Raw genomic sequence first — 12,557 nt, 5'->3', positions numbered from 1 at the left:
TGTTAAGAAACCGCCTTTTTCCGGCGTTTATTCGGCTGCTTCTGTCCGTAGGTGAGCGTCCGCCACAGCCATTCCAACGGACCGTACCGGTAGTTTTTCAGCCAGAACCGGCTGAGGAATACTTGAACGATGTAAAACAGGATAACAATCCCCATACTTGCTGCAGGCGACACTTGACCGTACAACCCGAAGCCGGCGGAATAGAACAGCACAAAGCAGAAAACGGACTGCAGAATATAATTGGACAACGACATCCGTCCCACCCATACCAACGGGGAGGCCAGTCTGGCACCCATTTCCGTGCGGAACAATAGAGTAATAGATAAGACGTAAAAAATAGCGGAAGCAGAGCCCCCGGCACCGTCCTGCATAAGGCCGAACCACAACGGATTCCCATAGAAGTGAGGACCGGCTTTCAACGTGACAAACAGAATGCCTGTAACCACCCACACCTTAAGGATCGTACTCCTGTGGGCGTCCGGCTCATGAAGCCACCGCTTCCGGCACACATACATGCCTAATAGAAACATCGGCACAAGACTCAGCACTAAAAATGGAAGATTGCCGATGGCATTGGCATACTGCCAGTCTGTAAGGTTCTGCTGCCAGATATCAAACAGAGAACCATTCCCATAATGGCTCAACGCGCTCTCAATCGCGGGACGATTCACAGATCCCTGAAACTGTCCCCGGGTCACGTAAAGGGCAAGCGTAAAAGGAAGCGTGAGAATCCCGAGCAGACCGAATGCCCAGCCAAGCAGAAATCCGGGAGACACTTGAAAAAAGACCGGCAGGATAAGCCCGAGCACCCCGTAGCTGAGCAGGATATCTCCGTGCCAGATTAAAAACGCGTGCACCATTCCGAAACCAGTTAAAACGAAAAGCCGTCTGTAAATGACCGGCATATACGGAATCCCTTTTTCCTCGAGCCGGTCCTTCATCATCTGAATCCCAAACCCGAACATAAAGGAAAACAAGGTGTAGAAACTGGCTTGGAAGAAAATATCCACGATACTCTGAACCGTCTGGTCCACCGAAGAGGACCAGAATTCCTCCTGCCCGCCGTATAGGAAGTACGGGGCGTTAAAGGCCGGGACGTTCACCATGAAAATCCCGAGGATCGCCAGGCCCCTGGCGGCATCAATCCAGTTCAGCCTTCCTGAATCCCCGAGGGGAGACGCTTTTGTATTCATATGTATTCCTCCTCTGACCTTTATTTTACTTTTCTTACGTTATTTAAACAACGAGGTTTCATAAGATATAGAAAGGAGTTTTTCTATGCCTGCCAAAGTAGGAGCTGTCAAAGTCATCTCTCTTTCGTCTTCGAGCATCTTCAATATCGGTGATGTGTACTATATGGCGCCTCAAGCGGCCGCCAAGACCTTTGCCGGCGGCGGTTCCTTCAACACTGGCGACGGCATCCGCATCCACATCAACCGGTCGGATACGTTCGTCAATGACTCTGAAAATATCGATCAGCCTATTATAGGGAATGCGTAGGAGGAATGTTATGAACATAACCGTACATCAATCGATTTACATTCACGTATTGAGAATCGGCAGTGTCGCCAACTCTTCCGTCGTTCAAATTGGAAGCTCCGGGGTGATTCAGTCAAAATCAGAACTGTACAATTCCGGTGGATACACGGCACCTGGAAAGAAAGCGCAGCCGGAAGACGGGGAGGTATCTATCCCTGAATTCGGACCTGGAACACTCGTCCCTCTTTCGATAACATAGCTGTCCTCTTTTTTTCATAGGATGGTACAGGGAGGTGAGTGGAGTTGAACCCGTATTATTCCTGGCAGGCATGGGTGGACCAGATGATGAAGCAGATGGAACAGCAGCAGCAAATGATTGATCAGCTGCAAAAGAAAATCGATCAACTCCAGTCCGCAGAACCCCCTGCAAAAACCGTCATTGAAAAAATTGAGTACCACTTTGATCAGCTTAAAATTGAAACACTCGAAGGAACGCTTCAGATTGGTCTGACCCCGGGCGGCAGCGACCTTTCCGACATCGGGGATCTATACAACGGGCAGGGACAGCATCCTCAACTGCCTCAAACGGATGAGCAGTCCCTTCATTTTCTGCACGAATATATGGTTTCGGATATTCCCGGCTGGATGAACCAGTACTGCCGGGATCATGAAAGGGAGATTTCCGACGCTCACAAAGAGCGGATGATTGCCGACATAAGGAAGCAGCTGCCTCAGCGTCTTGAATATTACCGGAGTGAAAACCCGGAATCACCGCCGGAGAAGATCTTCCATCAAGTGAAGGCGGAGATTCAGCATTCCATTGCCCAGTATCTCGATAACCTCGAAGGAGATGGTCAAGGATGAATCATATCGTCCACAATTACGGGCTGCATGTAGGAAACATCCATGTTACAGGGGTCGCAGCCTCTTCAGTCTTCTTGATCGGTGATAACAAAACCATACGTCTGCAGTCTTTTTTTGATACGCCACCGGAATCTTTGATTATCGGACCGTTCGAAGAAGTGGATGCTGAAGCCGATGCCGGCTTAGAAACAGAACGAGAGGATGAGCATCCGGCCGATGATTAAACGGATGGTCTATACGAACGATATCGAAATTCAATCGCTTGCGATCGGCTCCATCGCTGATATCGGTGATGTGTATAAAGCTTCGCCAAATTCGCGCGTGCTGGCTGTGCAGAAAGAAGGACCTGCGTTCGAAGAAGACGTATTTCAGTTTGATGATTTTTCCATTTTCTCTTTAAAAAGCCCTCCCCCTCCCCTTCCTCTGAATGTAGAAACGTTCACGTTTCAAAACAATCCGATCATCATCCATAACGTAAGAGTCGTCGGTGTATCAACGGCGGGGATTTTTCAAACCGGCGGGATCGATCATATCGATGCGCTCAGTTATACGAAACACTTCCGAATTCTAAAGGATGAACCATAACCCCTGCGGCTGCATAGGTTGTTAGTATATGGCTTGAACCGTACTCAAAAAGGAGGCACTGCTATGCCTGCGATTGTCGGTCCGATCAGCATTAACAGCGTAGGAGGTGGGGTCGTCAACTTCGGAGACTCGTTTTATTTATCTCCTAAAGCGACGTCCAAAACAAATGCCGGATCCGGAGCATTGAATACTGGCAACTGGATTATTACCAACAATGGACTCAGCTCCACGAACCCCTTTGATCCGGACATTGCCGACCAGAATATTACAGCCAACGCCTGAAGCGGCACCTGTGGAAACAGGGGCTGCTTTTTTTCAGACAGAAAAAAACCGGGGGCGTCCCCGGTTTTTCAACGTTTCCTTCGCTTGGATTTTCTCGTCGTTATTTTCTTTTCCGGATCCTGCTTTTTCACCCATCGCAAATACTTCTGCATGGCAGGGTGATCCTTCAGGCGTTCAGGTGTGTGATAAAAACCAGCCAGCTCCGCATTCGTAAACAGTGCATGAATCTGACGGTGGCAGGCACCGCACAGCCAAATCGTCGGTCCTTCCACACCACCGTACTGCCTTGGAACCAGGTGATGCTCCGTCGTTTTCACGGGCGAGCGGCCACACAGCTCACACGTTCCCTCCATCGGTCTCCACCTCCACCTCGAGTGGTCCATCAAAGAAGTACAGGCACGTATTCCGTACCGGCTGCTTCCAGATTTTTTCGAGAGCCGTTTTATATAACCCGAGCTGCATCCGGTAACGATCGGCCAATTTCTGTGCGGCCTTCTCTCCCTGCTCGGGAATCTGGTCAGATTTATAATCAAGAATCATCCATCCATCCTCATAAGGAATCACCACATCAATCACCCCTTGGATGAATACCTGCTCCTCTGTTTCTGTTTCCCACTTGGCATACACTTCGTGGGCCGGCAGCGTCAAACTGAAGGGGATCTCCCGTTCAATCGTCTCTGCTTTCAGCACCATGGCCCCGACAGACGTATGGAAAAATTGCGCGACCGCTTCGGGGTCCACCGCATCGGCTTCCTCCCGGCGCATAATTTCCTTGAGCACCAGGTGTTCCACATACTCTTCTACTTCGGCTGCTGTCCATACTTTTGTCAAAGGAAGATGCTGCATGACGGTGTGCATGGCTGTTCCCCGCTCCGCTGCTGTCAGCTTTTTCTCTTCCTGCATAAAACGCGGGCGCCTGACAATCGGGGCGCGGTAAGGAATGACCAGCTGGTCGCCGGCGTATTCATCAAGCGTTTCCCGCTGGCGTTTCATTTCCGTTACTGTCTGCTTCGCTCTCGTATAAGCGGCCTGCTCGTGAGGATAGACAAAGTTCAGCCGCTCCACATAAGAAGGATCCACATCAGCTTCCACGTCCACCTTCGTCCACTCCTCAACCGCCGTCTGCAGTTCTTCATCCCGCTTTTCCATCACTTCGTCAAGCACATTGAACTCACTTCCGTGGGCGATATGAACCTTCCACTGCGAGTGGTCATACTGGATGGATTCAGCGGTCTGCACTTCTATTCCTCCACGGAGCTCATCTGCCTGGTGGTGACGGATCAAGGCAGGACCGATCCAGTCAAGGTACGACTTTGCCTCGAGCCGGTCATGTGGTGGAAGGACCCAGTCCTTGACATCGGCCGCCAGCTGCCACTTTTTCTGCTTTTTATCAAAAGAAGCAACATTTCCGACCATAACAAGCTTTTCCTTTGCTCTCGTCAAGGCCACGTACAAGACCCGCATTTCCTCAGCCAGAAGTTCCCTGCGCTTCGCTTCCTTCAACGCGTGATAGGCAAGTGTCGGATACATGAGCCGCTTCTGCGGGTTAATATATCTTGTACCGAACCCGTAATCTTTATGAAGCAGGTACCGGTTTTTCAAATCCATCATATTGAACTGCTTGTCGACAGCTCCGAGAATGACAAACGGAAATTCCAGCCCTTTACTTTTGTGAATAGTCATGATCCGGACAACGTCCTCCTGCTCACCGAGCGCACGGGCCGCCCCGAGGTCATCGCCCCGCTCTTCGATCCGCTCAATAAACCGTAGAAAACGGAACAATCCCCGGAAGGACGTTGCTTCATAGGAACGGGCCCGGTCATACAGGGCACGGAGGTTGGCCTGACGCTGACGTCCACCCGGCATACCACCGACAAAATCGTAATAGCCTGTTTCTCTGTAAATCTCCCAGATCAACTCTGACAGCGCTCCCTGGCGCGCCCGTTCGCGGAAACTCTTCAACAATTTGAGAAAATCATCCACTTTGCGATCCAGCTCATTGTTTCCCACATAAGCCTGCATCGCTTCATAGTAGGTCGAGCGTTTCTTCGCCAGACGGATCTGCGCAAGCTCATCCTCATCCAGTCCGACAATCGGCGATTTTAATACCGAAGCTAGCGGGATATCCTGCATCGGGTTATCAATGACCTTCAGCATACTCAGCATCACCTTGATTTCGATCGCTTCAAAATATCCGGTTGAAAGTTCCGCATAAACCGGAATCCCCTGCTGTTTCAGTTCATCAACGATTGTCGGAGCCCAGGTCATGGAGCGCATCAAAATGACGATGTCCCTGTATTGGATCGACCGCTTCGTTCCAGTCTCCTTGTCGACGACCTGAGCAGGCTCCCCGCCTTCATACCCGAGCCAGCGCCGGACCATTTTTCCGTAGGCCCGTGCTTCCAGCTGCGCCTTTTCCAAATCTTTGTAGGCTTCGTCATCTTCCGAGTCCCCCTCCTGGGACTCCCGGTCAATAACAAAAAGCTCTGCTTCGGTATCATCCGAAGTCAGTTCATCATAAATCGTGTTGCTGTAAATGAGTTCGGCTTCTTTCTCATATTCCATCTCCCCGACTTCCTCGTCGAGCACCTGACGGAAAATGTAGTTCGCCGCATCCAGCACCTGCTTCCGGCTTCTGAAGTTCCGGGCGAGATCGATACGCTCCCCCACACTTCCATCCGCAGCGTAAGCCTTGTATTTATTCAAAAACAACGAAGGTTCGGCGTGGCGGAAGCGGTAAATGCTCTGCTTCACATCGCCCACCATGAAGAGATGACCGGCGTCTTTTCCTTCGGTCAACAGACGGAGCAGCGTCTCCTGCACAAGGTTGGTGTCCTGATATTCATCAATCAGCACTTCAGAAAACTGGCGCTGAAAGCCCTCCGCCACCGGCGAAGCTGCCAGTTCCTCAGAGGAGGCGGAATCATCAAGGAGGATATTGAGGCAGTAGTGTTCCAGATCGGAAAAGTCGACGATCGCCTTTTCTTTTTTCAACTGCTCATAGCGCTGCTTAAAGTCCTTAACGATGATGACCAGCTGTTCCATGACCGGATACAGATCCTTCATATCCTTCAGATAGCTTTCCAGGGTGCGGGAAAACCACTCGTCCCTCAGCTCATTCCACCGCTTCTTATACCGGTCGCGGATTTTCTTCGCCTCATCCTTTTTCTCTTCATCTGCGTCCATTTTCTTTCTGGAAAGAGCCTTGAATTTCTGTCCTTCCATGAACGCCTGAAGCTCAGACCACGAATGGGCCAGCGCCCCCTTCGCCTGCTGGATGAGTTCAAGATCGCCTTCTGCGGTTTCTCCGTATGCATACGGGCCGTCCGGCTCCCTGGTGAGATCGAGCATCTGCCGGGCCTCGGTTTCCATCGCCTTCAGCTGGCTGGATACTTCCTGTTTCAGCAGGTCGAGCCACACCAGCTTTTCTTCTTCCTCATCTTCCCGCACATCATACATGGCTGCCATTTGATCAAGCCATTGGTCCGGCCACGGATTCTGTGTGGCAAACGTATAAAGATCAAGCACGAGTTTCTCCACATCCAGGTCGCTGCGGTCACTGGAAAACCGTTCCACAACGTCAAAGAACCGTTCCTGCTCTTCTCCATCTCTGCCGTACCAGTCCTCAAACAGATCCTCCAGGACTTCCTGCTGGATAAGATCAGCCTCTACTGTGTCCGCAATACGGAAGCCGGGATCAAGGTCCAGCATATAGGCATACCGGCGCACCACGTCCATACAGAAGGCGTGCAGCGTTGAAATCGACGCATTCTGCAGCAGAGCCAGCTGCTTTTTTAAGTGATGGGAGCCCGGATTGTCCTCAAGGGCTTTTGCAAGGGCCTGTCCGACCCTGTTCCGCATCTCCTGAGCGGCTGCGTTTGTGAAGGTCACAACAAGCAGGGAATCGATGTCCACGGGATTTTCCTTATGCAGCAGCTTTTGAATGATCCGTTCAACGAGGACGGCCGTTTTTCCAGAACCAGCCGCCGCTGCTACGAGGATATCGGAGCCGTGCGAGTAAATGGCCCGCTCCTGTTCTTTTGTCCAGCTGACCATTATGAATTCTCCTTTCTTCCAGCCAGTCGTGCCAACACATCGTCATCGTTCAAGTCCTGCAGTTTGCGGTACTCGTTCCCCTCAAGGGTCGGATCAAACTGACAGACGGAACGGAACGAGCAGTGCTCACACGCGACCTGCTGTTTCTTCTGATAGGGATCCAGGTCAATTGTTCCATTCGTAATTTTCGTCCCTGCCTGGCCCATCAAATCGCGGATATAGGCTTTCAGCTGTTCAAAACGTTCGGCATCGGCCGTTTTTGAACTCTTGTAAAAGCCGCCGTTCGCTTTCAGAGCCGCCGGGACAATCTGGCTGTATCCCTTGTCAAGACCCGTGTCCATCATCTGGACAACGCGTTCATTTTCCAGCAGGAGCCCCTGCATTTTGAATTTCTTAAAGATTTCTTCTTCGATCTGCTGATCCTGCAGCAGCTGTTTCCCGGTAATCATCGGGTTGTGTACGTGGAAGTACAGGACCCCCGCCGGTGAAGCATTCATGCCGAGCCACTGCTCCGCATTCGTCAGGACGACATCCAGATACGCGAGCATCTGCAGAGAAAGGCCGTAAAAAACGTCGACGAGGTTCAAGCCTTTGCTGCTTGATTTATAGTCAATGATTCTAAGAAACAAATCTTCCTGAGACAAAGCTTTGTCGACCCTGTCAATCCGTCCGCGCAGCATCAGTTCATAGCCGTTCGGCAGATCAAGAGATAACGGGGGCAGCTCGGCACCTTCCGTCCCGAAACCAAGCTCAAGGCCGACGGGAGAGAAGCTGCTCTTCCGGGCCTGTTCACTGAGGACGAAAGCAGCTCTCGCAATGACCTGCTGAAGCTTCTTCTGAATATATTGATAGCGGTTGGAGCTTTTCAATATTTGGTTCTGCAGGATTGGAGCAAGGTAGCTTGTCGCCCGTTCCGCATACTGGTCCGTCTCCGGACGCTGCAGCTGGGAAAAATCGCGCCCTTCCTCCTTGATCCATTCGGTAATCTGCTTCAGCGCTTCGTGGAATAACTGCCCGATATCCGGGGCGTCCAGTTTATACGTACGCCGCTCTTCCAGGTTGAGGCTGTGCTGGGCAAAGTACTGGTAGGAACAGCGGTGATACGTCTCAAGTCTGGAGACACTCGTTTTCAGCCTTTTATCAAACAGCTGGTTTGTCGTTTCCTCTTTCAAATCGACCGGCTGATTTCGATAAAAGAGGCTTTGCAGCACGCGGTTCGTCAGCCCGTGGGCCGGCTCATGATCGATGTACCAGTTGAGCAGCTCCCACCAGACCGGCTGCATCATATACCCTTTTAAATATCTGGAAAACTGGGCCGTCAACGCTGATCGTGTTTTTGCCGGATTGGTAATAAACCGGCGTGCATCGTGGAGATCATCCGGCTCCTGCCACAATTCATGCTCCGCGCAGCGCGGGAACAGTTCTTCGATCCGCTGAATGAGCGGCGCAGGCACTTTCGATTTTCCTTCTTCGTTGCTCAACGGATAACTCACCCATAACTGCTCAGAAGCCATCGTCAAAGCAAGGTACACGTAAAAACGGTCGTCCAGCAGCTGCCGGCTGCTTCCGTCGGCAAGTTTCAATCCGTGCTCAGCGAGAAGCGAGCGCTCCTGTTCGGAGATCATTCCGTCACCTGGCGGCTTCATCGGCCACATCCCATCCGTCACACCGAGCAGGAACCCGGCTTTGATGCCCGTCATCCTGGAACGGTCAACACTTCCGATAATGACATGGTCCATGCTCGGAGGAACGTGGGCAAACGTGAGAGCCTCCAGCCCGCTGTCCAGTGTTTTCCGGAAGACCTGCAGCGACATTTTTTCCTCTCCGGCCATTTCCACCATTTCATCCAACAGCTGCAGACATGCGTCCCACACCTGCTCCTGTTCACGCCCCCGCTCAATCTCTCCGCGTTCATCATAATCGTTCCGCCACGTTTCCAGCTGTTCTGGAACACGAAGGTTTTCAAGCCATTTATACAGCACCCCTGCTCTGCCTTCAATAGACTCTGCCGCACGCAGCTGGTCATCGAAGGACTGCAGCGCCTCGCGTACCTGCTCCCGGTAGGCGTTGATCCGGTCCTGTTTTTCCTTCTCCTCATCTGTCTTGGACGCCTGCTCAAACCCGCGGAACCGCTGATATACCCAAGGTTCTTCCGAAAACCACTGACTTCGGGAGCGTATGCCGTATTCAAGCACATAGTTCTCCAGTTCATCAATGGCATCCTCCGTCAGCGGCCAGCGCGGATGGGAGGCTGGAATAAATCCGGTCTTTAACAGACGGAACACCGCATCATAACGGAAGTTTCCTTCCACGACGTCCAGTCCCGAACGAATCAGTTCAATCATCGGGTGGTTGAGCATCGTCCGTTTTTCATCAATAAACACAGGAATACCATAATCATCAAACAAGGTCTCAATCAAACTGTGATACACATCCGGCTCCCGCATCAACACCGCCATATCCTTAAACCGATAGCCCTGGTCGCGGACAAGCTCAAGAATTTTCTGTGCGACACCTTCAACTTCCGCCCGCGGATGGACGGCTTCCGCAACCGTCACAGGGGCCTGATCAGGATAAGTCTCAGCCGGGCGCACATCATAATACTCCTCCAAGTGAAGGAAAGCAGGATTATCTTTCATCCGGCCCGCAGTATGATCAAGCACTTCCACGTCATCAACTGTCGTGCCCGCCTCCTCGGCCGTCCTTTTCAGGTCAAGGTAGGTCTGTTTCGTCTCATAAAACAAATCCAGCTCTGAATTCCCTGTCTCTTCCGGGTTCTCGGTCGTAAGAGTGACGTGGACATTCTTCACCTTTTTCAATAACGCTTCGATAACCCCGTATTCCTGCGGGGTGAAGCTGTGAAAACCGTCAATATAGACGTCCGCATCTTCTAAATAACCGGCTTCCCCGATTTTTTCAGATAGAAGCTGAAGCTGATCCTCTCCGTCTATGTACTGCTCTCTTAGAGCATCTACAAGTTTATCGTAAATATAGAAAAGATCGTCCAGCTTTTCCTTCAGTCCTTCTTCCTGACTGGTGGAATGAACGAACTGCTCCAACGCATCCATCTGGGAACGAAGATCATCAGGTGTAATCCGGTACCGTTTGAATTCGGTGATGATCCCTTCCAACTGAGCAATGAACCCCTGCTTCTCCACAGCCTTCTGGAAGACGCGCCAGTCGGATGTGCGCTCTTCTACAATTTTCCTCAGCATCATCTGAACGCCTGTTGAACTGATAAACTTCCTCGTTCCCCCGCCCGTCTCCTGAAGCACACGCCAGGCGAGGCGTGAAAAGCTGAAGACCTGGGCTCTGATCGATCCCTGCATGCCTTCGCGTTTCAGCAGCCCGTATTCCTGCTGGAACGTCATTTGATCAGGCACAATATAGACAATGGCCGGACCGCGCGGGGCTTCCTGCAGACGCTGCTCGATTTCATCGAGGCAGCGCGTACTTTTTCCCGCTCCCGATCGGCCGATTAAAAAACGCAGACCCATCTTTTCCGCTCCCTTCTTTCTTCCATACTGCTTCTATTTTATCACTTTTCCCCACCAAATGAAGAATCCCATGACTCTGCAAAAAGGAAGGGCTTTGTATAGAAAGTCTTTGTTTCCTCTGGGAAGATCATCCTGCCGGGCTTTTCCCACGGGAGCGGAAAGGATGATTCCTTTCAGGATCGAAACGGATTCTCCTCCACCTGTGTTTTCCCCCTGTTGAAAAATAAAAAGGGGATCATCTGTTTATACAGATGATCCCCTTTGTTGAGCCCCTCATTGCGCAAAGGCATGTGGAAGGTTCTGCAGGGCCGTATACAGGAATAGGGCAGACAGATGATCTTCCTGCCCAAGTTCGCTGCAGCCGTTTCCCAGCTATTTAAACTGTATTCCAGCCTGACTGAACGGCCAGTAGCGGACATCCACTTTCCCGACAACCGTCTCTTCCGAAACAAAACCAAAGTAGCGGCTGTCCAGACTGTCTCTGCGGTTATCCCCCATGACGAACAACTGCCCCTCCGGTACCGTTGTGGACCCTGTCACTTCCTCCAGCGTAAAATCCTCCGTAAAAGGAAGGCCGTCACTGGGACGAAGATCATCAAGGTAGCTTTCATCCATAAGGACACCGTTCACGTAAAGCTGGTCATTCTTAAACTCTATTTCATCACCAGGAATGCCGATGACCCGTTTGACATAGTCTTCATCTTCATTAGCATGGAACACAATGACCTGCTGCCTGTCTATTTCGCTCCAGTCATACACCGCTTTGTTCACCATCAAAAGATTGCCGTCATACAGGGTGGGCTCCATAGACTCCCCATCGACGACATAACTCGCAAATAAGTAGGAACGGAAAACAAACGCCAGCAGAAGGGCAAGCAGGACAGTCCGTATCCACTTCAGGTATTTTTTCATGGTCTGCTCCTCCATGTGTTGGTCTATCCACATTTTACCCGCAATGGAACGAACTTAATCGTCGCGGCGCACTTTCCGCTCCGCCTTCCTTTGAATCCGCCCCTCCAGATATTTTCCGAGAATCCAGAATAGAAGAATACAAATACCGACGACAATCGATTTCACCGGATTCTGGGCGAATGAAGCAATGCTTGAGCCGACATAGGAGATGGTGAAGATCATCACCGATTTTCCTAATAGAACAGCAAGAATAAACTGCTGCCGGCTGACTTTGGACAAACCGGAAACGACATTGATGACGGCGGAAGGCGAAAAGGGAAAGCACATCAGCAGAAACAAAGGCCCGAAACCGTGTTCCTCCACCCATACGACGACCCGTTTCACCTGCTTCTGTTCTGTAATGGCACGGAACGGCTTTTTATCCCCGAGCCTGCGGATGATAAGAAAAACACTGACCGCACCGATCACCGAGCCGATCCAGGAATATAAAAATCCGCGGAACAGCCCGTACACCACCGAATTGGCCAGCACAAAGGCCACTAAGGGGAGAACAGGAAGAAAAGCTTCCAGCAGGGGAAGAAGAATGCCGGGAAGCGGACCGAGGCGATCCAGCTCCTCCAGCTGGCGGATGATATAATCAAACAGCTGATCGTTCTCAGCTAAATGCCGCCATTGATTGATTTTTTCAAATACAGCATCCATGATGAAGCTCCTTATGTACACCTATGAAGAGGGGTTTTCTTTTTATTTTATAGGATAGGTATCCCCTCTGCCCAGTCTGTTTAATCAAGATTTCCGTTTCTTTCTCCCGCTGCCACTTTTAACCTCTTCAAAAAAACAGGTTGCATAAAAAGGATGTCTGCGTGGTATAATACAGAACAG

The 12,557-nt window shown here is 51.1% G+C and carries 12 protein-coding genes; 6 read left to right on the top strand and 6 right to left on the bottom strand.

All coding sequences use genetic code 11. The features are described 5' to 3' along the window. Positions 1 to 2: 2 nt before the first annotated feature. Positions 3 to 1,193, bottom strand: coding sequence for a DUF418 domain-containing protein (locus tag ACXAGL_RS13125; RefSeq protein ID WP_474991341.1), 1,191 nt, complete (start codon positions 1,191 to 1,193; stop codon positions 3 to 5). Positions 1,194 to 1,278: 85 nt separating this feature from the next. On the opposite strand from ACXAGL_RS13125, the gene ACXAGL_RS13120 reads away from it, so the two are divergent. The 6 genes from ACXAGL_RS13120 to ACXAGL_RS13095 all read left to right on the top strand — a co-directional run bounded on the left by ACXAGL_RS13120 (position 1,279) and on the right by ACXAGL_RS13095 (position 3,210). Further along, positions 1,279 to 1,500 carry a spore germination protein gene (locus ACXAGL_RS13120; RefSeq protein WP_474967832.1) on the top strand — a complete coding sequence of 74 codons (222 nt, stop codon included), beginning with the start codon at positions 1,279 to 1,281 and terminating at the stop codon, positions 1,498 to 1,500. A gap of 10 nt (positions 1,501 to 1,510) precedes the next feature. Further along, on the top strand, positions 1,511 to 1,738 hold the full coding sequence (locus ACXAGL_RS13115; protein WP_474967831.1) for a spore germination protein GerPB: 228 nt from the start codon (positions 1,511 to 1,513) through the stop codon (positions 1,736 to 1,738). A 44-nt stretch (positions 1,739 to 1,782) separates the two neighbouring features. After that, entirely contained in the window at positions 1,783 to 2,343 is a 561-nt protein-coding gene (gene gerPC, locus ACXAGL_RS13110; protein WP_474971861.1) for a spore germination protein GerPC, read from the top strand. Further along, positions 2,340 to 2,567: a spore gernimation protein GerPD gene (locus ACXAGL_RS13105; RefSeq protein ID WP_474967829.1), complete on the top strand. Its 228-nt coding sequence runs from the start codon at positions 2,340 to 2,342 to the stop codon at positions 2,565 to 2,567. Before gerPC ends, ACXAGL_RS13105 begins: the two co-directional genes overlap by 4 nt. Then, the gene (locus ACXAGL_RS13100) at positions 2,560 to 2,928 is read left to right on the top strand and encodes a spore germination protein GerPE (RefSeq protein ID WP_474971862.1); all 369 of its coding nucleotides are present in this window, start codon (positions 2,560 to 2,562) and stop codon (positions 2,926 to 2,928) included. Before ACXAGL_RS13105 ends, ACXAGL_RS13100 begins: the two co-directional genes overlap by 8 nt. Before the next feature lie 63 nt (positions 2,929 to 2,991). Continuing rightward, positions 2,992 to 3,210 carry a spore germination protein gene (locus tag ACXAGL_RS13095; RefSeq protein WP_027956504.1) on the top strand — a complete coding sequence of 73 codons (219 nt, stop codon included), beginning with the start codon at positions 2,992 to 2,994 and terminating at the stop codon, positions 3,208 to 3,210. Between the two features lie 68 nt (positions 3,211 to 3,278). Here ACXAGL_RS13095 and ACXAGL_RS13090 read toward each other — a convergent pair whose 3' ends face one another. The 5 genes from ACXAGL_RS13090 to ACXAGL_RS13070 all read right to left on the bottom strand — a co-directional run bounded on the left by ACXAGL_RS13090 (position 3,279) and on the right by ACXAGL_RS13070 (position 12,377). Then, entirely contained in the window at positions 3,279 to 3,563 is a 285-nt protein-coding gene (locus ACXAGL_RS13090) for an HNH endonuclease (protein ID WP_474991340.1), read from the bottom strand. Next, positions 3,547 to 7,266: a helicase-exonuclease AddAB subunit AddA gene (gene addA, locus ACXAGL_RS13085; RefSeq protein ID WP_474971863.1), complete on the bottom strand. Its 3,720-nt coding sequence runs from the start codon at positions 7,264 to 7,266 to the stop codon at positions 3,547 to 3,549. Before addA ends, ACXAGL_RS13090 begins: the two co-directional genes overlap by 17 nt. After that, positions 7,266 to 10,763, bottom strand: a complete 3,498-nt coding sequence (addB, locus tag ACXAGL_RS13080; protein WP_474991339.1) for a helicase-exonuclease AddAB subunit AddB — start codon at positions 10,761 to 10,763, stop codon at positions 7,266 to 7,268. Before addB ends, addA begins: the two co-directional genes overlap by 1 nt. 372 nt (positions 10,764 to 11,135) lie before the next feature. Further along, entirely contained in the window at positions 11,136 to 11,675 is a 540-nt protein-coding gene (lepB, locus tag ACXAGL_RS13075) for a signal peptidase I (protein ID WP_474967824.1), read from the bottom strand. Between the two features lie 54 nt (positions 11,676 to 11,729). Continuing rightward, complete coding sequence (locus ACXAGL_RS13070; RefSeq protein ID WP_474967823.1) at positions 11,730 to 12,377, bottom strand: TVP38/TMEM64 family protein; 648 nt, start codon at positions 12,375 to 12,377, stop codon at positions 11,730 to 11,732. Positions 12,378 to 12,557: the final 180 nt, after the last annotated feature.

Source organism: Halobacillus sp. ABA4_118, assembly GCF_056160205.1.
The sequence above is the reverse complement of the archived record's forward strand: the minus strand, read 5'-3'. Positions and strand labels throughout refer to the sequence as shown.